Origin of the sequence: Aeromonas sp. ASNIH4, from assembly GCF_002934425.1 — a bacterium.
Classification (GTDB): domain Bacteria; phylum Pseudomonadota; class Gammaproteobacteria; order Enterobacterales; family Aeromonadaceae; genus Aeromonas; species Aeromonas hydrophila.
In genome coordinates this window covers 3,117,210-3,140,115 of the sequence record NZ_CP026217.1, presented here as the reverse complement: position 1 = coordinate 3,140,115, position 22,906 = coordinate 3,117,210, and the positions used below count along the sequence as shown (strand labels likewise).

At 61.5% G+C, this 22,906-nt stretch carries 19 protein-coding genes; 7 read left to right on the top strand and 12 right to left on the bottom strand.

Annotated features, from left to right (window positions below; all coding sequences use genetic code 11):
- Positions 1 to 20: 20 nt before the first annotated feature.
- From C2U40_RS14390 to C2U40_RS14380, 3 genes are all read right to left on the bottom strand, one after another.
- Positions 21 to 470 (bottom strand): GNAT family N-acetyltransferase, encoded by a 450-nt coding sequence (locus C2U40_RS14390; protein WP_103827848.1) that lies wholly within the window; start codon positions 468 to 470, stop codon positions 21 to 23.
- Between the two features lie 55 nt (positions 471 to 525).
- Complete coding sequence (locus C2U40_RS14385) at positions 526 to 789, bottom strand: hypothetical protein (protein ID WP_041217726.1); 264 nt, start codon at positions 787 to 789, stop codon at positions 526 to 528.
- 252 nt (positions 790 to 1,041) lie between these two features.
- Positions 1,042 to 2,079 carry a Mal regulon transcriptional regulator MalI gene (locus C2U40_RS14380; protein ID WP_103827847.1) on the bottom strand — a complete coding sequence of 346 codons (1,038 nt, stop codon included), beginning with the start codon at positions 2,077 to 2,079 and terminating at the stop codon, positions 1,042 to 1,044.
- A 275-nt stretch (positions 2,080 to 2,354) separates the two neighbouring features.
- Between C2U40_RS14380 and malX the strand changes: the two genes are divergently transcribed.
- Complete coding sequence (gene malX / locus C2U40_RS14375) at positions 2,355 to 3,941, top strand: maltose/glucose-specific PTS transporter subunit IIBC (RefSeq protein ID WP_103827846.1); 1,587 nt, start codon at positions 2,355 to 2,357, stop codon at positions 3,939 to 3,941.
- A 74-nt stretch (positions 3,942 to 4,015) separates the two neighbouring features.
- Positions 4,016 to 5,218: a MalY/PatB family protein gene (locus C2U40_RS14370; RefSeq protein ID WP_103827845.1), complete on the top strand. Its 1,203-nt coding sequence runs from the start codon at positions 4,016 to 4,018 to the stop codon at positions 5,216 to 5,218.
- Between the two features lie 27 nt (positions 5,219 to 5,245).
- On the opposite strand, the gene C2U40_RS14365 is transcribed toward C2U40_RS14370, so the two are convergent.
- The 3 genes from C2U40_RS14365 to C2U40_RS14355 form a co-directional block, all read right to left on the bottom strand.
- The gene (locus C2U40_RS14365; protein WP_233768778.1) at positions 5,246 to 6,025 is read right to left on the bottom strand and encodes a hypothetical protein; all 780 of its coding nucleotides are present in this window, start codon (positions 6,023 to 6,025) and stop codon (positions 5,246 to 5,248) included.
- 39 nt (positions 6,026 to 6,064) lie between these two features.
- A complete protein-coding gene (locus C2U40_RS14360) occupies positions 6,065 to 6,352 on the bottom strand; it encodes a hypothetical protein (RefSeq protein WP_017409991.1) in 288 nt (95 codons plus the stop codon).
- A 201-nt stretch (positions 6,353 to 6,553) separates the two neighbouring features.
- Positions 6,554 to 8,443, bottom strand: a complete 1,890-nt coding sequence (locus C2U40_RS14355; protein ID WP_103827843.1) for a PTS fructose transporter subunit EIIC — start codon at positions 8,441 to 8,443, stop codon at positions 6,554 to 6,556.
- 736 nt (positions 8,444 to 9,179) lie between these two features.
- On the opposite strand from C2U40_RS14355, the gene C2U40_RS14350 reads away from it, so the two are divergent.
- Positions 9,180 to 9,329 (top strand): hypothetical protein, encoded by a 150-nt coding sequence (locus C2U40_RS14350; protein ID WP_011705333.1) that lies wholly within the window; start codon positions 9,180 to 9,182, stop codon positions 9,327 to 9,329.
- 76 nt (positions 9,330 to 9,405) lie between these two features.
- On the opposite strand, the gene C2U40_RS14345 is transcribed toward C2U40_RS14350, so the two are convergent.
- Entirely contained in the window at positions 9,406 to 9,912 is a 507-nt protein-coding gene (locus tag C2U40_RS14345) for a hypothetical protein (RefSeq protein WP_103827842.1), read from the bottom strand.
- Positions 9,913 to 10,153: 241 nt separating this feature from the next.
- A complete protein-coding gene (gene manA / locus C2U40_RS14340) occupies positions 10,154 to 11,350 on the bottom strand; it encodes a mannose-6-phosphate isomerase, class I (protein WP_103827841.1) in 1,197 nt (398 codons plus the stop codon).
- 129 nt (positions 11,351 to 11,479) lie between these two features.
- Between manA and C2U40_RS14335 the strand changes: the two genes are divergently transcribed.
- Both C2U40_RS14335 and icd read left to right on the top strand, forming a co-directional pair.
- The gene (locus C2U40_RS14335; RefSeq protein WP_039214310.1) at positions 11,480 to 12,355 is read left to right on the top strand and encodes a helix-turn-helix transcriptional regulator; all 876 of its coding nucleotides are present in this window, start codon (positions 11,480 to 11,482) and stop codon (positions 12,353 to 12,355) included.
- A gap of 202 nt (positions 12,356 to 12,557) precedes the next feature.
- A complete protein-coding gene (icd, locus tag C2U40_RS14330) occupies positions 12,558 to 13,811 on the top strand; it encodes an NADP-dependent isocitrate dehydrogenase (protein WP_011705337.1) in 1,254 nt (417 codons plus the stop codon).
- Between the two features lie 51 nt (positions 13,812 to 13,862).
- Here icd and C2U40_RS14325 read toward each other — a convergent pair whose 3' ends face one another.
- The 3 genes from C2U40_RS14325 to C2U40_RS14315 form a co-directional block, all read right to left on the bottom strand.
- On the bottom strand, positions 13,863 to 15,065 hold the full coding sequence (locus C2U40_RS14325; RefSeq protein WP_081000878.1) for an ISL3-like element ISAeme19 family transposase: 1,203 nt from the start codon (positions 15,063 to 15,065) through the stop codon (positions 13,863 to 13,865).
- Positions 15,066 to 15,209: 144 nt separating this feature from the next.
- Positions 15,210 to 15,386: a hypothetical protein gene (locus tag C2U40_RS14320; RefSeq protein WP_011705338.1), complete on the bottom strand. Its 177-nt coding sequence runs from the start codon at positions 15,384 to 15,386 to the stop codon at positions 15,210 to 15,212.
- A 334-nt stretch (positions 15,387 to 15,720) separates the two neighbouring features.
- Positions 15,721 to 17,052 (bottom strand): D-serine ammonia-lyase, encoded by a 1,332-nt coding sequence (locus C2U40_RS14315; protein WP_103829194.1) that lies wholly within the window; start codon positions 17,050 to 17,052, stop codon positions 15,721 to 15,723.
- A gap of 236 nt (positions 17,053 to 17,288) precedes the next feature.
- On the opposite strand from C2U40_RS14315, the gene dsdC reads away from it, so the two are divergent.
- Positions 17,289 to 18,242, top strand: a complete 954-nt coding sequence (gene dsdC / locus C2U40_RS14310) for a DNA-binding transcriptional regulator DsdC (RefSeq protein WP_103829195.1) — start codon at positions 17,289 to 17,291, stop codon at positions 18,240 to 18,242.
- A 21-nt stretch (positions 18,243 to 18,263) separates the two neighbouring features.
- Here dsdC and C2U40_RS14305 read toward each other — a convergent pair whose 3' ends face one another.
- The gene (locus tag C2U40_RS14305) at positions 18,264 to 19,457 is read right to left on the bottom strand and encodes an ROK family transcriptional regulator (RefSeq protein WP_181014968.1); all 1,194 of its coding nucleotides are present in this window, start codon (positions 19,455 to 19,457) and stop codon (positions 18,264 to 18,266) included.
- Between the two features lie 119 nt (positions 19,458 to 19,576).
- Between C2U40_RS14305 and C2U40_RS14300 the strand changes: the two genes are divergently transcribed.
- Positions 19,577 to 22,864: a DUF5107 domain-containing protein gene (locus C2U40_RS14300; protein ID WP_103829197.1), complete on the top strand. Its 3,288-nt coding sequence runs from the start codon at positions 19,577 to 19,579 to the stop codon at positions 22,862 to 22,864.
- The last annotated feature ends 42 nt before the right edge of the window (positions 22,865 to 22,906 follow it).

The window sequence follows — 22,906 nt, the reverse complement described above, 5'->3', positions numbered from 1 at the left end:
CTGCTGAGGGTAGGGATAGCCTAGCCCAGCTCAAGGTAGAGTCGCAGCATGTCCTTGTGCTGGATGCCGTGCTCCATCAGGGGCTCCGGGTAGTGGATAAGGAAGTGATCCTTGATGACGTCATCCACGCGAAAGCCGTGGCGCAGGTAGTAGGTGAGCTGGTGGCCGAAGCTGCCGGTACCGAGTTCGACGCGGTGTACCCCTTTCCCGGCCAGGCTGGTCAGTACGAAGCGCAGCAGGCCGGAGCCGATGCCTTGCTGCTGGCGGTTGGGGGCAACGGCGATATTGAAGATCTCGGCCGTTTGCTCCCCCACCAGACCGGCCACACAGGCGCCCACTACCTCGTTGCCCGCCAGGGCGGCAAAGCCCCAGGCGCCGGTCAGATAGGCGGCAATGCGCTGCTCTGCGGGATCTGCCTCCAGCAGCAGCGCCAGCGGCAGTTGACCGGGATCCATATCGACAAATTTCATCTTTATTTCTCTTTTATCTCACTGTCACTGCCCGGGGCGTGCCGCCCTCTGGGCCTCAATATTCCAGAAACTTCTCCCCGCAGCGCTCGCAGATCAGGTGCTTTACATGGGTGGTCTGGTAAGCCAATGTTTCACCAAACGCCCAGTTGGTGATGCTGCTGGAAGTAAAGGCTTGCCAGAAGGCTTTGCGCGGATCCTTGGGCATGATGTCCTGAGTGTGATCGCGGGCGACCAGCACCACGATATGGCGGGTGCGCTCCCTGCATTTGTCACAGCGATGGATTTCACTCGGTGGATTCTGGTCGTGCGGGTTGCTCATCAAGGGGCTCGTGAAGAGAGTGGGCGCCCATCATATTCCTCTCCACTTGGCTCTCAATCTCTCCTTGCCAACGCAGTGAGCAGGCTCACATTTTTGCGCTCGCGCTTTTCTGCTTGAGCACAACAACCCCTTGCCTAGCGCCGCAACCGAGCGTCTCAGACTGATACCCGCTTTTACGGTTTGCTGGTGAGCGGTGATGTGGTGGCGGGTGGGGCAAATTCGGTCTGCTGCAGACGGGCCAGCCTTGCCAACTCAGGCCGATGCCCGCTTTTGTAGGCTGGGGATGATGAGATGGCGGGTGGGGGCGAGCTCGGGTTGCTGCAATCGGGTCAGCAGGCGCAGGGCGGCCTGGCGGCCGATGTCGCGGGCCGGCGAGCTGACGAAAGTGAGGGCGGGGAAGGTGAGTTCGGCCTCCGCCACGTCGTCAAAGCCGAGCAGGGCCACCTGCTGGCCGACGTAGTTGTCCTTGCCCACGCTGCGCCCGCTCGCCTCGACGCCGTAGATGGCGCCGAGGGCTACCTCCGGGTAGTGGCAAAGCACGGCGGTCACCTTGGGGTGTCGGTGCAGCAGTTGGGCGATGGTGTCGGCGGCGCTGCGCTGGGTGCGCTCGCACTCCAGTACCCACTCCGGTTTGAAGGGCAGCCCGTATTGCAGCAGGCTGGCACAGTAGCCGCCGATGCGCTCGGCGCGGGTGAGGGAATCGGCCCGCCCGCCGACGTAGGCGATATGGCGGTGGCCCTGCTCGATGAGATAGGTGGTGGCCTGCTGGGCTGCGTGGGTGTTGTCCGGGCCGATAAAGTCCATGTCGTCCCGATAGTAGGAGCGGGCGGCGCACACCAGCGGCAGCGCCGAGCCAAGCAGATTCTCCAGCGGCTTGGCGGCGGCGCCGCGCACCGGGTTGAAGATGATGCCCGCCACCCCCTGGCGCGACAGGGACTGGATGCTCTGCTGCAACCGCTCCGGGCTGTGGCCGCACTGGGTCAGAAACAGCAGATAGCCCTGCTGCTCCAGCACCTCGCTCACCCCGGCGGTCACCTCGGTATAGAAGGGGTCGGTGATGTCGCGCAGGATCAGCCCCACCAGGTTGGACTGTTGGCTGCGCAGGTTGGCGGCGGCGCTGTTGGGCACGTAGTCGAGCTCTTTTATCGCCTGCTGCACCCGCTCGGCGGTGGCCGGCGAGATGCGCCCCTTGCCGCGCAGCACCATGGAGACGGTGGTGACCGAGACCCCGGCCAGCCGGGCCACGTCGGTGATCTTGGGGTTGTTGGCGAGCAGCGGTTTGGGCGACATAGGCAGGCGGTGGCGATCAAGGCGAAGAGAGGAGGTGCACAGCATACCCGCTTGGGTTGCCGAGTGAAACGTTACATCCCGCACCCATGGATCTGCCTCACAAATTTGAGGAACAGCGGCCAGCAGGGCGGTTGAACTGTGATCCTGTCGGCACTTGTGAGTTGATAAAACGTTTTATCATCCAGCAAAACCAGATACGGCTCACCGTCGCCATCCGTCAGGAACGGTACCGGGCAGGCGTATCGAATGACCCTCACCTCACAAGGATCTGACACATGGCCAAGTCCCCCGCCAAATCCACCGTATGGGAGTTCCTGCAGAGCCTCGGCAAGACCTTTATGTTGCCGGTCGCCCTGCTGGCCTTCTCGGGCATCCTGCTCGGTGTCGGCAGCTCGCTCACCAGCGATGCGGTCAAGCAGAGCATGCCCTTTCTCGACAATACCGTGCTGCAACTGTTGTTCCTCTGGATGACCAAGGTGGGGCTGGTGGCCTTTATCTACCTGCCGGTGATGTTCGCGGTGGCCATTCCGCTGGGGCTGGCGCGCGAAGAGAAGGGGGTGGCGGCCTTTGCCGGTTTCGTCGGCTATGCGGCGCTCAACCTCTCCATCAACTTCTACCTCACGGTGGTCAACGTCATTGGTGACGCGACAGCGGAGAAGGCCTACGGGGTGAAATCCATCCTCGGCATCAGCTCCATCGACACCGGCATTCTGGGGGCCATCATCGTCGGGGTGATCGTCGCCAAGCTGCATGCCCGTTTCTACACCTGCCAGATGCCCGATGCACTCGCCTTCTTCGGCGGCGCCCGCTTCGTGCCCATCATTACCGCCATCGTGCTGGGGGTGGTCGGTCTGGTGGTGCCTCTGGTCTGGCCCTGGTTTGCCGCCGGCATCAACGGCATCGGGACGCTGATCTCCCACGCCGGTCCCTTCGGTCCCTTCCTGTTCGGTACCGGCGAGCGGCTGCTGCTGCCGCTCGGCCTGCACCACATTCTGGTGGCGCTGATCCGCTTTACCGAGGCGGGCGGCACATCGCTGGTGTGCGGCAACGAGGTGAGCGGCGCGCTCAACATCTTCTACGCCGAGCTCTCCTGCGCCGACACCACCCAGTTCTCGGTGTCGGCCACCTCCTTCCTCTCTCAGGGCAAGATGCCGGCCTTCCTCGGTGGCCTGCCGGGAGCGGCGCTCGCCATGTATCACTGCGCTCGCCCGGAAAATCGCGGCAAGATCAAGGCGCTGCTGGTCTCCGGTGTGGTCGCCTGCGTCATCGGTGGCATCACAGAGCCGCTGGAGTTCCTGTTCCTGTTCGTGGCGCCGGTGCTCTACGTCATTCACGCCATCCTGACCGGGCTCGGCTTTATGACCATGGGGCTGCTCGGCGTCACCATCGGCAACACCGACGGCAACCTCATCGATTTTCTGGTGTTTGGCGTGCTGCAGGGCACCGCCACCAAGTGGTATCTGGTGCCGGTGGCGGCGGCCATCTGGTTTGCCATCTACTACGGGGTGTTTCGCTTCGCCATCGTGCGCTTCAACCTCAAAACCCCTGGCCGTGAAAAAGAGAGCCGCGAGATTGAGGCCAGCGAGGCTGCCCAGCCCGCGGGCAAGAAGGCAGGCAACAGCGGTTACAACGGCGAGGTGATCCTGAACGCCTTGGGCGGCGCCGACAATATCCTGGCGCTCGATAACTGCATCACTCGCCTGCGGATGTCGGTGCAGGACATGAGCCGGGTCGATGACAAGGTATTGAAGGCGAACGGCGCCATCGGGGTGATCAAGCTCGACGAACACAACCTGCAGGTGGTGATCGGGCCCCAGGTGCATCTGGTGAAAAACCAGCTGCAGAGCCTGATGGGGGCCTGAGTCGGCCCTCTGTTACCCTACCTCGGGGGGCGCCATGCCCCCTTGTTCATTGCTGTTTTACTGGTGAGAAAGAGATGCCCAATACCGAATCCTTTGATTTTGATCGCCTGGTCGATCGCCAAGGCACCTACTGCACCCAGTGGGACTATGTGGCCGACCGCTTCGGCCACGCCGACCTGCTCCCCTTTACCATCTCCGACATGGATGTCGAGACAGCCCCCTGCATTCGCGCGGCCCTGGCCAAGCGCCTTGAGCACGGGGTCTTTGGCTACAGCCGCTGGAATCACGACGACTTCAAGGGGGCGGTGAGCGACTGGTTTGCCTGCCGTTACGGGGCGCAACTTGACCCTGACACCCTGGTCTATGGCCCTTCGGTCATCTACATCATCGCCCAGCTGGTGAGCCTCTGGTCAGCGCCGGGCGAAGGCGTGCTGGTGCATACCCCCGCCTACGACGCCTTCGGCAATATGCTGGCCGCCAACGACAGGGTGCTGCTGCCTTGCCCGCTGATAAAGGGGGAGGGGAGCTATCACATCGACTGGGCCTGCTTCGAGCAACAGGCGGCCCGCCCCGATTGCCGGATTTTGCTGCTGTGCAGCCCCCACAACCCCACCGGCCGGGTCTGGACGCGGGATGAACTGGGCCGGATGGCCGCCATCTGCCAGCGCTACGGGGTCAAGGTCATCTCGGACGACATCCATATGGATGTGAGCTTTGCCCGCTACCTGCCGTGGAGCGAGGTGGCAGAGGACGAGAGCTGGGCGCTGGTGAGCTCTGGCTCCAAATCCTTCAATATTCCGGCCCTTGGCGGCGCCTACGCCTTTATTGCCAACGCCGAGGCGCGGGCCGGCTATCTGCAGCGGCTCAAGGCGGCCCACGGCCTCTCATCGCCCCCCATTCTCGGGGTGCTGGCCCATATCAGCGCCTATCGGGACGGCGGTGCCTGGCTCGATGCCCTGAAAAGCTATCTGCACGGCAACCTCACCCAGGTGGCGGTGCGGCTCAACGCCGCCTTTCCCGCCATCGACTATCAGGTGCCCGAGGGGACCTATCTCGCCTGGATTGACTTGAGCGGCCTTGGCATCGACAACACCGAACGGATGGATGCGCTGCAAACCTTGCTGGTGGAAAAATACCGGGTCGCCATCATGCGCGGCGACACCTATGGCCCCGAAGGCACAGGCTATCTTCGCCTCAACGTCGGCTGCCCTCGCTCGAAAGTAGATAAAGGCCTCGATGCCTTGATCAGTGCGCTGCAAGAGCTGCTGGCCAGATAGCGCACCGCCGCCTGAGGGCGGCGGTTGCTATTTTGAGGCGGCCTTGTCAGGCCTATAGCGGGTCTCTTCTATCTGATCGAAGCGCAGGATCAGGGTATCACCCCCCTTGAGGCGATAGGCGCAGTGGGAAGCGTTGCAGGCGATGCGAATATGGGGCTCATCCCCCAGCAGGAGCGACTGACTATGGGCCTCTCTCTGCGGCCACTTGTCTTGCTCGAGGCGGGTGATCTGTGTTTGTGCCTCTTCAACACCTTTCACAAAGAACCAGAGCGCACCCATGACGGGGATCAATACGGATAACGACAAGAAGGCAAATTTGTAATAGTTATTCCCCATCCAAACAAATGCTCTGAAAAGAGAGGGGGCGGGGTAGCGTCCAATCTTTTTCGCTCTTTTGATCAGCCAACGATAGAACATTGAGCTTTGCCACAGCCATGTGAGATGAATTCGCCAGCGAGCGCAGATGATTAGGGTGAACGCCACTGAAAAAATCGTGAATATGCTACCCAATACAGGCCACATCCAGGGTTTGAGCATATTGAGAGTCGTGAGAAGGCCAAGGGCCAGCAGATAATCCGCCGGTGGAGAAAATTCGGCATAGTCGAGGTTAAACGCCAGGGTATAGCCATAGTGATAGGCCATCCCCAGGAGGTAGGTCGCTGCTGTCAGGGCTGGAATGGCCGCCACGACCAATCCAGCAAATTGCCAAGTCGTCCCCTTTTCTTCGGGTTCCAGCTCAGAATTGCGCAATGTTTTTATATGTTGGCGAAGCCAGCGCCAACGGGCGGCGGCTGTTCGGTCACTCACTGGGCGTCCCTTCACTCATCTAGTTGATATATGAATCTGTCAGAGAATGGCGCGGCTGCGAAACAGCACCTTGCCGCAGGCCAGGCAGGTGTGGCGTAGGCGGTAATCGCCGGCGCCGGTCAGCGGGCTGAACAGCACCTTGTGCGAACCGCAGGCACAGCAACTGGCGTTTTCACTATCGTCGGTGGCGCATTCGGGATGGCGGGCGAGGTACTCGGGCAGGGTGGGTAGTTTGTCCCAGTCGGGTTGGGTCACCGCGCGGTTCTTGAGAATGATGCCGGCGGTCACCAGACCCGCCAGGGTGAGCAGTACGTCCGTCAATTCCATGTTTTGCAAGGCTCCGTCCAGGTGCGGTCGCCAGGCCGGCTGGCAGGCGAAGGCACAATATGGCTCCTATCTTATCGATCCTGAGGGGGAGGGCGCTATCCCCGTTCGGGCGGCTGACGAGCAGGGTTTGCTGTTGCCTGATACCGGGATAAAAGAAGGGGCCCTTGGCCCCCTCTGTCGTAGGTACTCTCAATTCCGTTATCAGGCCACCTGGCGCCCCGGCTGGGTGCGGGCCAGCAGCCCTTCCGGGTTATGGATGGCCTCCCGGGTCTTGACGTCGATGACCTCGATATTAGCGAAGCGCTCCTTGTTCTTGATGGCCACATCGTGGGCAAAGATCACGCAGCGGGCGTTGGCCACGTCCTTGGCGCTGATACGGTTGATGATGCCGTTGGCGCCCTGGGTTTCCACTTTCAGCTTGATGCCAGCCTTGGTGGCCGCTTTTTGCAGGCTCTTGGCGGCCAGGAAGGTGTGGGCCACGCCGGAGGGGCAGGCGGTGATGGCCAGCACTTCGGCTTCTCCTTCCGCCTCGATGATCTGGTACTCCTCCTGGTGCTCGTTGCTCTCCTCGATGTCGCTGACCGGCTTTTTCAGCAGGTTGACGATAAGGGCCGTGGTGAGGGCGCCGAGCAGGGTGCCGAGGATATAGCCCATCTTGCCCTCCACCACCGGCAACACGATCCAGCCGCCCCAGGGGGCGTGGTTGATGCTGTGCATCATGAAACCGGTGATGTTGCCGACGATGCCGCCTGCGACGATGGCCGGGATGACGCGCACCGGGTCGGCGGCGGCAAACGGAATGGCCCCCTCGCTGATGCCGATCATGCCCATGATGGCGGCTGCCTTGCCCGCTTCACGCTCCTCTTTCTTATAACGCTTGGGCGAGAGCAGGGTGGCCAGCGCCATGCCGAGCGGCGGCACGCAGATGGCGATGCCGACCCCGCCCATCAGCCAGGGCTGGGTGTTGACCTGGGTCTGGGCGAACAGGGTAGCCACCTTGTTGATGGGGCCGCCCATGTCAAAGGCGGTCATGCCACCGAGGATGGCCCCCAGCATCACCTTGCCCGAGCCCGCCATGCCGGAGAGCCAGTGGTTCATCCCTTCCATCATGGCGGCAATGGGCGCCCCGATGACCCACATGACGATGCCGCACACCAGGAAGGTGCCGATGAGCGGATAGATGAAGATGGAGCCGAGCGAACTCATGGAGTCCGGTAGTTTTATGCGTTTGAGCTGGTTGACGATAAGGCCGGCGATAAAGCCCACCAGGATGGCGCCGAGAAAACCGGTGTGAAACTGCTGCACTGCAATCCAGGAGCCGATCATGCCAGGGGCCAGGCCCGGTTTGTCCGCCATGGAGTAGGCGATGTAGCCGCCCAGCACGGCGGTAAACAGGGTGAGCCCGGCAATCCCCATGTCGGCCATGTCCTTGAGCACGCCCGCCTCGGGTACGGCGCCCTTGCCGCTGATCATCACCGACAGCGAGAGCAGCACGCCCCCCGCGACGATGAAGGGGATCATGTGGGAGGTACCGAACAGCAAATGCTGCTTGAGGGTGTTGAGCTGGGCCTTGATGCCGCGCTCCTGCGGCTCCGCCGGCTGGGCGGGTTGCGCCCGGGCGGGGGCGACAGGGGCAGCGGACGGCCCTGGTGCGGCCAGCAAGGCGAGTACCTCGGCGCGGCTGTTGGCAGCCTGCATGCTGGCGATGAAACCGGGTTCCAGCAGCTTGGTGGAGAGCTCGGCCAGCACTTCGATATGGTGGTTGGCGCCGCCCGCCGGGGAGGCAATCATGAAGAACAGCTTGGAGGGTTCGCCATCTTCGGCGCCGTAGTCGATGCCCTGGCGGCTGATACCGACCACGATGGCCGGCTCTCGCACCGCCTCGCTCTTGGCGTGGGGCAGGGCGACCCCCTGCTCGAAGCCGGTGTTGTCGAGCTCCTCTCGCGCCCAGAGGTCGCGGACAAACTGCTCCTGACTGGCTATCTTGCCGCTGGCCTTAAGCCTGGCGGCCAGTTCGACAAACAGCGCCTGTTTGTCGCGGGCTGCAAGGTCGAGGCAGATCAATCCTTCATCTATCAGGGTGGTGAGCATGGTTCTCTCCTGGCTGGTGCCGTCCGAATGGAAGTGGTCCTGTTGAAAACGGTGGTGCAACGGGTTGACCTGCCTATTGTTTCTCCCTAGTGCCTCGGCCGAAATCGGAGATATGTGCCCTTTACTGGATTTTTGTGTTGATGGCGCCTGCCTGTGACCCTGCTCGCATTTTGTCCTGCCTATGTGGGTGAACTGGTTTTTATAAAAATGTATTTTAAAACAGATGGTTATTTTTAATCTTCGTACAGCTGATGACCAATAAGTGGTGAGCCTGAATGCTGTCGGCAGGCGGCGGTATGGAGATTTGTGCGCTCGAGCTGGCGGGAAAATTGTGAGCCGGTCGGCAAAAGCGGTGGCCTGGCTTTGGGGGATGCTCACTGTGGCGGGGTGGCAGGAAACGCAAGAAGGGGGTGTGAAAAATCAGTGCATAATTAGCCGATTGAAAAGGGTATGCGGATTTGTAGTGGTGTGGATTTAACTATTTGATAATTAATATATTGTATTTTCTTGGTCGGAGCAGAAAGAGGTGGTTTTGACCATCCTTTTGATGGCCTGGATGGAGACGTTTAATCATTTTTTAGATTGCTTTTTGCATATCCAATCGTTTATTTAGTTGGACAGTTTTGGCAAACCGGAAGTCAAACCTGATGAACCGACAGGCCAACGCCCTTGATGCGGAGTGTGCCGTCAACCCGTTTTACTTGTCATGTTCACCCAGATGTAAGGAGACATCCCGATGGAAAAACTGGTCCAAGAGATCGACACCATGCGCGAAGAGTTCAAGCAACAGGAGCGCAAACAGGCCCACGACAAATGGCAGGCCAGGGTCGAAGAGCTGCAGCAGATCCGCGCTGAAGAGCCTCAGCCGGAGGCCGTGGAGGAGTGACCCCGTGGCCAGCCCGGCGCTGAGGCGCACGCGGCCCGGCAGAATGCAAAACCCCCGCCAGCACGGCGGGGGTTTTTTATTGCGGTTCGATGGCGTTGTGACTCTGCCACTGGCGCAGGCGCTGCTTGAGCGAGCCGTCGCCGGGCGGGATGAAGTCATCCATCAGGTAGCAGCGGTTGTCGCCGCTCTTTTGAAAGTGGAGGTTGACCGTCTGCGGCTCTTTCTGGGTGTCGGAGAGGGCGAACAGATACTGCATCCTGACCGTTACCCCTTGCTCTTGCTGGTTGGCCAGGGTGAAGCTGACGGGTTCGCTCACCTCGCCATCCTGGGAGTTGATCCAGGGATCGGCATCGATGGCGCACACCTCGCCGTCGGCGTTGCAGGCGGCCTCGCTGCTCAGCACGGCGAAAAAGTCGGGGGTGAGCAGTGCCTTGAGCGGCGCCGGGTCGGCGTAATAGAAATCCTTGTGCTCGTTCCAGAACGCCTTGGCCAGCCTGAGCGCCACCCCCTTGTTACAGGCGGCATGTATCGGGCTGCCCAGCAGCGCCAGCAATAAAACGGATAGTCCGCAGTAGCCTTTCATGATGTTCTTCCTGAACGGGTGCCGGGTGACTGTGGTGGCCTCGGCGAGGGTCAAGGCACAGTGATAGCCAGACGGGCATGATAGCCAACCCGGCAGAGGACGACAGCAGGATCTGATGAATTTATGCCGCACATCAAGAAATTTGTCGGTAAAGGGGAGGGCGCGCGGTGGCTGAGACCGCCAAAAAACAAGGGCCATCCTAGATGGCCCTTGTGGTCATGGGTCGATGCAGACCGGTTTATCAGCGGTTGCCGGCGCGGGCGACCCGGCCCTCGGCCAGCAGCTGGTAGCGGCCGGTGGCGGCCGGGATGAAGGTGGACTGACCCTTCTCGAGGCGCAGGGTGTCGTCACCGCGCTTGAGGATCACGGCCTCGTCGATGGCAAACAGGATCTCGGCGCTGGTGGTGGTGAGCTGGTGCTCGCCCGCCGGGTAGACGCTGAAGGTGAAGTCCGGCACCGGCACCTCGAAGTGCTGCACCGCCCCTTCCACGCGGGGGGCAAGCAGGATCTGATCGTCCGGCTTAGGCAAGCAGCGGGTGCAGGCCAACAGCTCGGCCACGTCTATGTACTTGGGAGTGAGTCCGGCGCGCAGCACGTTGTCGGAGTTGGCCATGATCTCGAGGCCAGTGCCGCGTACATAGGCGTGCGGGGTGCAGGCGTCCAGATACATCGCCTGACCGGGCTGCAGGGTCACCACGTTGAGCAAGAGCGGCGAGAACAGCCCCACATCTCCCGGGTACTGGGCGGCCAGGCTGGTGACGAGAGCGAAGGTCTCTTCATCCTGATGGGCGGCGGCAAAGGCCAGCAAGCCCGCCAGTGCCTCCTCCTTGCGCGCCCCTTCCAGCACCAGCAGCTGGTGGAAGAAGTGCTGCAGACCCGCTTCATTCTGGCTGGCGGCGAGGGCGGCAACCAGCTCGGCAAGGGCGGACAGCTTGACCCGCTCGAACAGCGCCAGGATGGCCGGGATGGCGCGAAAGCCGTTCATCGCCTGATAGGGGGTGAGGGCAAACACCAGCTCTGGCTTGTGGTTGGGATCTTTGTAGTTGCGATTGGCGGCCTTGGGCGAGATGCCGGCGGCCTCTTCCTTGGCAAAGCCGGCTTCGGCCTGCGCCTTGCTCGGGTGCACCTGAATGGAGAGGGCCTTCTCGGCGCACAGCACCTTGAACAGGAACGGCAGGCTGCCGAAGCGGGCCTGGGTGGCCTCTCCCAGCACGGCGACGGGGGCGTGCTCTATCAGTGTCGAGAGCTTTTGTGCCTGCCCGGCCAGCACTACCTCGGAGCAGCCATTGGGGTGGGCACCCATCCACAGTTCGGCTTGGGGCTTGCCTGCCGGATTGGGGATGCTGAACAGGGTGGTGAGGGCGTCATGGCTGCCCCAGTCGTAGCCTTGAATCGGATTTTGCATTGACAAAAAAGAGGGCAGATCGCGACTGCTCATAAGGGATGCCTCATTTGGTGTGCAGAAAATCGGGTGCAGAAAAGGGTGGCATTGCTGCCGTGGACCGGACTATAACATGGGCGGTCGCGGGCACCGCAACCGCTTGCCTCTCTCTTGATCAGGATCAGCATGTCTCTTGTCTTCAGCCAATTGCTCGATGGCGCCCTCCACGAGCAGGCCCCCTTCGACCAGATCTGGTTTGCCCAGGATCAGGGGGTGCCGCCCGGTTTCAGTTATCAGGTCAACTTTCCCCGCCTCGAGCTGGTGTTCAGCGGCGAGTATCGCAACCAGATCTGGGACAGGGAGCAGGGCTGCCAGGAGATCTGCATCGCCCCGGGGCAGGCGCTCTACATCCCCCCCAACGGCTGGAACAAGCCGCTCTGGACTACCGACTGCTCGGTGCTGAGCCTGCTGTTTGGCAAGCGCCAGCTGGGTTTCAGCCTGGTGAGCAAGCGGCGGGAAGACCCCGATTTTTTCGACGTGCAAAAGCACAGCATCATGGCCCGCGCCGGCCATGTGAATGAACACATACTGGCGGCGCTCAACGTACTGACCGAGGATCCCGCTCGCTCCCCCACCGACAATCACCTGCTGCAGGCGCTGCTCACCAGCGTGCGCCAGCTGCTGGCCGAGTCCACCTTCGAGCGGCCGCGGGGGGCTGAGCTGTTTCACGGGATCTGCATCTATATCCAGGAGAACTTTCACCGCCCCATCAGCCGGGATTCGATCGCCCATCGCTTCAACGTCTCGGTCAGCCACCTGTCGCATCTGTTTCGCGAGCAGGGGCACATGCGCCTGGCCGATTACATCAGCTGGGTGCGCATCGATCGGGCCAAGTTCATGCTCAAGAAATACCGCTTTCGCCTCGAAGAGGTGGCCAGCCGCTGTGGTTACAGCGATGTGAACTATTTTTGCCGGGTGTTCAAGCAGAAGACCGGGCTGACCCCCTCCCAGTACCGGGCACTCAGCCAGCCGCAGGGGCAGGCCGAGGGGCTGACGGGATAAGCAGGGATGCTGCTGGAGCCTGTCCGAGTCAGGCGCCGGCGGGGCTGCTTCGGATCCGGAGCAGGCAGAAGGGACGCATTGTGATCCAGTGCGCGACTATGGTCTGACATGCGTGCTCGCCATTTGATTCTGCAAATGGATGGGCTTAAGATGGCCGCGCGCAACTTACAGATTGATAACAAACGGAAGTTAGGAGATGCCGATGGAAAGCAAAGTAGTTATCCCGACCCAGGGCCAGAAAATCACAGTCGATGCCAACGGCAAGCTGCAGGTTCCCAACCATCCGATCATTCCGTTTATTGAAGGGGATGGCATCGGTGTGGACGTGACTCCAGCCATGTTGAATGTGGTCAATGCCGCGGTCGAGAAAGCCTACAAAGGCGAGCGCAAGATCGCCTGGATGGAGATCTACACCGGCGAGAAGTCGACTCATGTCTATGGCGAAGGTGCCTGGCTGCCGGCCGAAACCCTGGATTTCATCCGTGAATACTGTGTGGCCATCAAGGGCCCGCTGACCACCCCGGTCGGCGGCGGTATTCGCTCCCTCAACGTGGCCCTGCGCCAGGAGCTGGATCTCTACATCTGCCTGCGTCCGGTCCGTTATTACGAGGGTACCCCGAGCCCGGTCAAGCGTCCTGATCTGACCGACATGGTGATCTTCCGCGAGAACGCCGAAGACATCTATGCCGGCATCGAGTGGAAAGCCGACAGCGACGAAGCCAAGAAGGTGATCGCCTTCCTGCAAAACGAGATGGGCGTGAAGAAAATTCGCTTCCCCGAGACCTGCGGCATTGGCATCAAGCCCATGTCCAAGGCCGGTACCGAGCGTCTGGTCCGTGCCGCCATCGAGTATGCCATCGACAACGATCGCGACTCCGTGACCCTGGTGCACAAGGGCAACATCATGAAGTTCACCGAAGGTGCCTTCAAGGATTGGGGCTACGCCCTGGCCCAGAAAGAGTACGATGCCCAGCTCATCGACGGCGGCCCCTGGTGCTCCTTCAAGAACCCGAAAACCGGCAAGACCATCGTGGTCAAGGACGTCATCGCCGATGCCTTCCTGCAACAGATCCTGCTGCGCCCGGCCGAGTATGACGTCATCGCCTGCATGAACTTGAACGGCGACTACATCTCCGACGCGCTGGCGGCCCAGGTGGGCGGCATCGGCATCGCACCGGGTGCCAACATCGGCGACGGTGTGGCACTGTTCGAAGCAACCCACGGCACCGCACCGAAATACGCCGGTCAGGACAAGGTCAACCCGGGCTCCCTCATCCTCTCTGCCGAGATGATGTTGCGCCACATGGGCTGGACCGAAGCGGCCGACCTCATCATCAAGGGGATGGAAGCGGCGATCCGCAACAAGACCGTCACCTATGACTTCGAGCGTCTGATGGAAGGCGCCACCCTGCGCTCCTGCTCCCAGTTCGCCCAGGACATGGTCGACCAGATGTAATTTGGTCCCTGAAATGCAAAACCGGCGCCATGAGCGCCGGTTTTTTTAGGTTCATCGCGGCTTTCCGGGGAAGGCCGCCTTGATTTTCAGAAAAAAGTATTCTGAGTCCCTAAATCCATATGCCATACGCTTTATCACTTTGATCTTGTTGTTCACCCCTTCCAGCACACTCGTGTGCATCGGGTAGTTTGCACTCGCCAGGATCCCCCGCATATATTTCGATAAATTTCGACCAAATCGTTGCAGCGGCGCTAGCCCGCTTTCCTTCACCTGCCGCATCCAGCTCCGCCATCGTCGCCATCCTTCCCACACGCTCGGCGCATACCAGATGCCCTTCAACCCCTCTTTCAGCACGTACACCATCGCCAGCGGTTGATTCGCCGCCAACAGCTCCTGCAACTTCACATCCTGTTTTTCACTCAACTTCGCCCGATTACGTAGCAGCAACCAACGCGCACTTTTGACCACTTTTCGCGCCGGTTTATCGCTTTTCAGTGCATTCGCCTGCTCCACTCGCACCCGGTCCACCACCTCTCGGCCATAGCGAGCCACCACGTGGAACAGGTCGTAGACCACCTCCGCCTGCGGGCAGTGTTGCTTCACCTCCAGGTCGAACGCCGTGTTCATGTCCATCGCCACCGCTTCAATCTGCTGGCATCGCTCGCCGAGCTGCTCGAAGAAGGGACGGATAGCGGCCCGGCTGTTGCCGTGCCCCACCCACAGGACGCGGGTTCGCTCGGCATCCATGATCACGGTGGCATAGCGGTGTCCCTTGTGCAGGGCAAACTCATCCATCACCAGCCGCCGCACCTCCCCAAGTTCGATGGTGCCCACACTGGTCTGCAAACGGCGCTTGTCGATCTCCTTGATGGTGTGCCAACCGACCCCGGTGAGCTGGCTGACATGGCGGATGGGGAGGTACTGAACGAGCGCTTCAATCCAGCACTGCATGCGCCGGGTGAGGCGGGAGCCAGAGGGGAGCCAGTCGATATGTTCACTGACGCGACCACAGCGCAGACAGTCGACGCGGCGAACAGGCAGTTGTAACCAGACTTGTCGGTCAAATAGGTCTCGCTCACGCACCCGGCGGATACGTTGGTCGTGGATCAATGGCGTGGGTTGCAGGCATCGGCGACAACGGGGCAAGAAGTCGGCGCGAGGCTCAAGGGTAAACAGGGTGTGATGGTTGGCAGAAAGCGCTTGGGCGATGACGGTATAACCTGGCCAGAAGGAGGCAATATCAATATGATGCACGGCGACAGCAGGGTGATGGTGGTGGTGTGTTTGGAGACAGCCAGTTTACCAGCACCCTGTCTGTCAACTTCCACTTCCCCAAGATCCCGCGAAGAACCTTTTTTTATGGGTGATGGGCGGGTGCCGATGGGGGCACCCAATGGGTCAGGTGGTCTTTTCCACGTGCTGCTGGTAGATCTGCTGCCACTTGCTGAACTCGGCCTCGTCTCCCTGGGCCTGCCAGAACTCGCAGATGGAGCTGGCGAGTTCGGATGCCATGGCGTGATCCCCATCGCGGCGACTCATCAGATATTGTCCCAGCCAGCTTTGATATTGTTTCATTGCCCGATCTCCTTATCTCGTGTGTCTTGCTGACCGCCGCCAGGCTTTGTGCCAGACGGGGCCATCAGGCCACGGTTTTTCTGCATGCCCGTGATGGTTGTGATCGACGGATTGGGTCGCGATCTCGCCGGATCAGGGCGCCAACGTGGGTGCAGATGTCAAAAAACGGCCACTATCGTATCACAAAATAACCAGCTTGGGGGGATTGTCGGCAATTCAGGGTGTCCAGCTGTCTGGCCGTCTGATGTGTGGGATGGTGAGCAGGGGTGCCATCTTGCTGATCCCACACGAGAAAAACCCGCCAGTCTGGCGGGTTTTATGGCTGAAAAAAAGATCAGCGGCGGGCGCTGGCCAGGTACTTTTCCATCTCTTCGGCGGGCACCATGCCGCCGCCGGTGGCCCACACCAGGTGGGTGGCCCGGGCCATCTTGGCTGCATCCAGCCCTTGGCCAGCCTGCCACTCAAGGTTGGCCGCGACGCGCCACGGACCTGCCATGCCGGCCAGGGCAGAAGGTTCGAGCTTGATCTGCTCAGCGCGGGCCAAGAGTCCGAGCAGGTCGTACATCTCCTGATCGCTAAGGGTGTAGAAACCGGCCAGCAGCCGCTCCATGGCGCGGCCGACAAAGCCGGAAGGGCGCCCCACGGCGAGGCCGTCGGCCGCAGTGAGGTTGTCGATGCCAAGGTCTTGCACCGCAATGGCATCGTGCAAGCCGGTGTGCACCCCAAGCAGCATGCAGGGGGAGTGGGTCGGCTCGGCAAACAGGCAGTGAACGTGGTCACCGAACGCGAGCTTGAGGCCAAAGGACACCCCGCCTGGGCCGCCACCGACCCCGCAAGGCAGGTAGACAAACAGCGGATGGTCGGCGTCCACCACAATCCCCATTTCATCAAACTGCTTTTTCACCCGTCCACCGGCCACCGCGTAGCCGAGGAACAGGGTGCGGGAGTTCTCGTCATCGATGAAGAAACAGTTGGGGTCACGTTCGGCCTCCTTGCGTCCCTGCTCCACCGCCACCCCGTAATCCTCGGCGTATTCCACCACGATGGCGCCATGTTCGCGCAACTTGCGCTTCTTCCACTCCCGCGCATCGGCCGACATGTGGACGGTGACATGAAAGCCGAGGCGGGCGCTCATGATGCCGATGGACATGCCAAGGTTGCCAGTGGAACCCACCGCGATGCTGTACTGGCTGAAGAAGTGGCGGAACTCGTCCGTGAACAGCTTGCGATAGTCGTCCTCTTCGCAGAGCAGACCGGCCTTGATCGCCAGCTGCTCGGCGTGGGCCAGCACCTCGTAGATGCCGCCGCGCGCCTTGATGGAGCCGGAGATGGGCAGATGGCTGTCTTTTTTGAGCAGCAGCCGGCCGCTCACCTCGACCCCGTAACGGGCATTCAGCGCGCGCTGCATGGTCGGGATGGCGGCGATGTCGGATTCGAGAATGCCCTTGCTGGCGCGGGTCTCGGGGAAGGCTTCACACAGGTAGGGGGCGAAGCGGGCCAGGCGGGCGGAGGCATCCGCCACATCGCTGCCATCGAGCCCCACATAGGGCAGACCTTCCACCAGGGTCGTGGCCTTGGGGTTGAACCAGCTGACCGGTTCCAGCGCGATCAGGGATTGCAGTAGCGGAAACTGCTGGGTGAGTTGTGATACGTCGAGGTTTTTCATGGTGTTCTCGGTTTGGTCATGGAATACGGGCGTGCCGGCCAGTCATGACCGATGCCGCCTCAAGGCTGGGATAGCCGCGGCGCGCCCCGGCATGGGAATAAGCTTGGCGTTATTCAATGCCAATGAGGTGGTCGTGACAAATGATGAAATGGACGTCTTGGGTGAGCTGGGTTGATGCAAGAGAGCACTTTTTCGGTATCATCGGCGCATGTGTTGAAGGGGGCAATGGGAGCGTCATGTACCAGCAGGATCATCAGGTGGCGAGAAGCCGCATCGCAGGAAACAAGCTGCTCAACGGCTATCAGCTGGCCAGGCTGCACACCTTCGAGGCGGCGGCCAGGCTCGGCTCCTTTGCGCTGGCGGCCGACGAGCTGGCGCTCAGCCCGAGTGCGGTGAGCCACCGGATAAGCGCCCTGGAGGAGGATCTCGGCTTCAAGCTGTTCCAGCGCTTTCACCGCAAGGTTGCGCTGACGGCAGACGGGCAGCGGGTGTTCTGGGCGCTCAAGTCATCGCTGGAGTTCATCAACCAGGAGATCCTGGAGATCCGCCATCAGGAGCTGTCGGGCACCCTGACCGTCTACTCGCGCCCCTCCATCGCCCAGTGCTGGCTGGTGCCTCGGCTAGCGGATTTTTCCCGCCTGCATCCCCAGATCGAGCTCAACATCATGACCGGCAACGAGAACATCAACCTGCACGGTTACGGCATCGATCTCACCCTCTATTTCGACGACAAGACCCCGGAGCGGCTCGCCATCCATCCGCTGATGGACGAGTACATGGTGCCGGTGTGCAGCCCGGAGTATGCCGAACAGCACGGGCTGCTCGGCAACCCGGCCAACCTGGCGCACTGCCGCCTGCTCCATGATCGGCAAGCCTGGGGCCATGACTCCGACGGCGACGAGTGGTCCAGCTGGGCCGAGCAGTCCGGCGTGTCGCTTTCGGCATGCAGGGCCAGCATGGGGTTTGATCGCTCCGATCTCGCCATCATCGCCGCCATGAACCACGCCGGGATCGCCATGGGGCGGCAGAACCTGGTGAGCAAGCGGCTGGCACGGCGCGAGCTGGTGGCCCCTTTCCCGGACATGGCGGTGCGCTGCGCCCAGCGCTACTACATTGCCACCCTGCCCAATTGCCAGAACCCCAAGGCACAAGCCTTCATCGACTGGGCCTGCCAGCAGGCGCGGGTCTGAGCCAGCCCTTGCGCAAACAGGCTAGCGAGGCTGTACCAGGGCACTTTCCACATAGAGATAGCCAATCCCCATCACCTGCTGGGCGCGGTTGAGCTGGCCAAAACGGATGTGGGTGGCGTTGACGGCATCGCTGCAGTCAAACGGGTTGGCACCGGTCTGGTGAATGATAGTTTGCAGCCACTCGTCGCCAAAACCACAGCTGCGGCCATAGAGCCAGATACGGTTGATATTGAGGATGTTGAGGAAGTTGTAGAGGCTCAGGCCAATGGCGTGGGCACCCTCATCCACCATGGCCCGGATCATGGGATCCTCCTGCTGGTAGCGTGCCAGCAGCTGGGCTGTGCCAACGCGCCCCTCCGCCAGTGCTGCGGGATCCGCTCCCTGCTGTTTGAGAAAGACCCGGGCCCGCTTCTTGATGGCCGAGAGGGAGGCGACCGTTTCCAAGCAGCCGTAACGGCCGCAGGCACAGGCGCTGCCATCCGGGTTGATGATGGTGTGGCCGATCTGGCCGCTGCCAAACAGGGCACCCCGGTAGATCTGGCCGTTGATGATGAAGGCCGAACCGATGCCGTAATCGACGTTGATGACGCAAAAGTCGCCGACGTTTTCTGCCCCCTGCCACTTCTGGGCCAGCGCCAGCATGATGCAGTCGTTGTCCACCATCACCTCGCAGCCGAGGCGCTCCTCCAGCAGATACTTGAGCTCTACCGGCGCGTGCCAGGGGGCCTGTGGCATGGTCTGCGACACCCCGCTGGCCGGGTTGACCTGACCGTGTACCGCGATGGCCAGCCGGATCGCCAGCCCCTTGTGGCGGCGCTTGTGCTGGTAGTAGCAGGCCTCGATCAGGCGCAGCAGTTCGTCCGGGGTTTGTGGCGCAATTTTCTGGCCGGCGTAGTCATCGAGCGGGGTGATCAGGTTGTCCACCAGAATGCTCTCCAGACTGGTGGGGCTGATATTGAGACAGAGGATTGCCCCTTGACCGCTGGCGATGCGGTAGCTGCCGCCATTGATGCCGCGCTGGGAGAGGTTCTGCTCGCTGTGGTTGATGGCGCCCTCGGCCACCAGCTCGTCGAGGATCTTGCTGACCGCCGGAATGGAGAGCTCGCAATGGCGTGCCAGGGTGGACTTGCTCGCCTCCTTGAGCTGGTAGAGCAAGGCCAGCAGCACCTGCTTGTTGTGGTGGCGTACCTTCTGGTTGTTCAACCCTGTGCTCATCACTTCACTAAACTCCGCTTACTGTATTGCGTGATCTTTAGGCAATTAATGGTGGTTTAACCATTCTAATCTGGTCTCACTGAAATTTTTACTAACAAGTATTAAGTGAGGCGAGATTGATGAGAGCTGATGTCAAGGTCTGGGTCGAAACCATCACCCTGCCGACCTACGAGGTGGGCGCCGAAGATCCCAACCCCATGTTTCTCGAGAAGCGGGTCTATCAGGGCTCCTCGGGGGCCGTCTATCCCTATGGCGTGATCGATACTCTTACCGGCCAGAAGCAGATGAAGCCCTATCGGGCTGTCTGGCTGGAGAACGACTTCATCAAGGTGATGTTGTTACCGGAGCTGGGCGGTCGCATCCACCGTGCTTACGACAAGGTGATGCAGCGGGATTTCGTCTATTACAACGAAGTGATCAAGCCCGCGCTGGTGGGGCTGGTGGGGCCCTGGATCTCCGGCGGCATCGAGTTCAACTGGCCGCAGCACCACAGACCCACCACCTTCATGCCGGTGGACTTCACCATCGCGGAGCAGGAGGGTGGCGCCAAGACAGTCTGGCTGGGCGAGGTGGAGCCGATGCGTGGTTTGCAGGTGATGGCGGGCTTCACCCTCTATCCCGACAAGGCGCTCATCGAGATCACCGGCAAGGTGTTCAACGGCAACGATACGCCGCGCCATTTCCTCTGGTGGTCCAACCCGGCAGTGAAAGGGGGCGATGCCCACCAGAGCGTATTCCCGCCCGATGTCACCGCCGTCTACGACCACGGCAAGCGCGACGTCAGCGCCTTCCCCATCGCCCGTGGCACCTACTACAAGGTGGACTACTCCGCCGGGGTCGATATCTCCCGCTACCGCAACATTCCGGTACCTACCTCTTACATGGCGGACAAGTCTGACTACGACTTCGTTGGTGCCTACTGTCATGACGAGCAGGGCGGCCTGTTGCACGTGGCGGATCACCACGTCTCGCCGGGCAAGAAGCAGTGGAGCTGGGGCAACTGTGACTTTGGTCAGGCCTGGGATCGCAACCTGACCGACGACAACGGCCCCTACATCGAGCTGATGACCGGGGTCTATACCGACAACCAGCCCGATTTCACCTGGCTGGATGCGGGGGAGGAGAAGGTGTTTGTGCAGAACTTCCTGCCCTACAACACCCTGGGCACTCTGCAAAACGCCAACACCCGCGCCGCTATCAAGCTGGAGCGCAGCGATGACGGCCTCGTCTGCGGGGTCTATGCGGTGGCGCCACTTCGCGGGGCCAGCTTCGAGGTAAGCGACGAGGGGGGCGTGCTGTTTACGCAACCTCTGGATCTGCAGCCGGGTCAGGCCTGGCTGGAGTCGCTCGCCATTACCAGCGAGGGGCGTTTGCAGGCCCGTCTGCTGGATGAGCAGGGTCAGTGCGTGCTGAGCTATCTGGAGCATCAGCCCGCAGGCGAGGCTCTGCCGGATCCGGCCACCGCACCAGAGCCCGCCGTCAACCTCGACTCGGTCGACGAGCTCTACTTCATCGGCCAGCATCTGGAGCAGTATCTGCACGCTAGCCGCTCACCCTTTGATTACTACCTGCGGGGGCTGGAGCTGGATAGCGGCGACTATCGCTGCAACCTGGCACTGGCGACCCTGGAGTACAACCGTGCCAACTATGAGCAGGCGCTGGTCTACGTCAATCAGGCGCTGACCCGGGCCCATCGCCTCAACAAGAACCCCCAGTGCGGCAAGGCCAGCTTGCTGCGCTGCCATATCGAGGAGCGACTCGGCCAGTTCGATGCCGCCTTCGATGACTTCTACAAGGCGACCTGGAGTGGCAACTGTCGCGATGGCGGCTTCCTCGGGCTGGCCCGTATCGCCATGGTGCGCCGCGACGCCTCGCAGGCGCTGCAATTTGTCGAGCGCAGCCTCGCCGTCAACGGCACTCACTACGGTGCCATCGCTCTCAAGGGGTTGGCCCTGCTGGAGTCTGGTGAGCCGGAGGCAGCTATTACCTATATCGACGAGCAGCGAGTCCGCTATCCGCTTCACTATCAGCTGGCCTTCCTGCGCTGGCTGGCGAGCGAGCAGACCGCCGATCGCGACGCGCTGGTCCGTCTTTGCAACGGGCGTGGCACCAACCTCTGCTTCCTCACCAGCGAACTGCTGAGCTGGCGGCGCCCCGAACTGGCCAGCAAGCTGCTGGCAGCCCTGCCGATGGAGGAGACCCTGCCGCTGCTGTTCGAGGCGAGCTTGCTGGCAGCGGGGCCGGAGCAGGAGGCGCTGCTGATGCGGGCCGAGCAGGCGTTTGGCCGCAAGGTACGTTTCCCCAACACCTTGGGCGAGGTGGCCATGCTGGCGCAGCTTTCCCACAGCTGGTTTGCCAGCTATCTGCTGGCCTGCTTTCACTACAGCAAGCGCAACTACGAGCAGGCGATTGCCCTGTGGCAGCGGGTGTGCGAGCAGGCACCGGACTTTGCCCCGGTCTGGCGTAACCTCGGTATCCACCACTTCAACAAGGCGGGTGATATGGCGGCGGCCGAGCAGTGCCTCCGTCGGGCCTTTGCTCTCAAGCCGAACGATGCGCGGCTGCTGTTCGAGCTGGATCAATTGCACAAGCGTTGTGCCATGGCCCCCGCAGAGCGGCTGGCCCTGCTGGAGTCGCACCGGGCGGTCGCCCTCAAGCGTGACGATCTGACCGCCGAGCTGCTCAGCCTCTATCACATCACCGGTCAGTTGGAGGCTGCGGCCGAGATCTTGCGGCTGCGCGAATTCCACCCCTGGGAGGGGGGCGAGGGCAAGGTGACCGGCCAGTACCTCATCAACCAGCAGCGCCGTGCCTTGGTGTTGATGACTCAGGGACGCCACGAGCAGGCTATTCCGTTGCTGCAACAGGCGCTGCACTACCCCCTCAATCTGGGAGAGGGGCGCCTTGTAGGACAAACCGACAACGACATTCACTACCTGCTGGCGCTCTGCCATCTGGCCTGTGACAACCAGAGTCTGGCGGCCCAGTGCCTGCAATCGGCTTGTCTTGGTCAGGGGTCGCTGGGGGCCAGCCGCTACTACAACGATCAGCCGGTGGATTACCTCTTCTATCAGGGTATGGCGCTGACGCGTCTTGGTCGGGTTGCCGAGGCGCAGCGTCTGTTTGAAGGGATGGTCGGCTGGGCCGAGCAGGCAATGGGCGAGTCGGTCGAGGCGGACTTCTTCGCCGTTTCGCTGCCGGATCTCATCGTGCTGGATGACGACCCGCAGCATAAACACCGCCAGCACTGTCTGCTGGTGAGGGCCCTCGGTCAGCTGGGGCTGGATCAGCGCGACGCGTGTGCCCAGACCCTGCGCGAGCTGCTCATCTTGAACCCGGCTCACGACAAGGGGCAGCTGTTCGCCCTGATCTGCCGCGAGCTGTCACTCAATCCATCACAGCCATAACAACAACGGGCGCCCCGCCACGGTACGGGGCGCCACTGCACC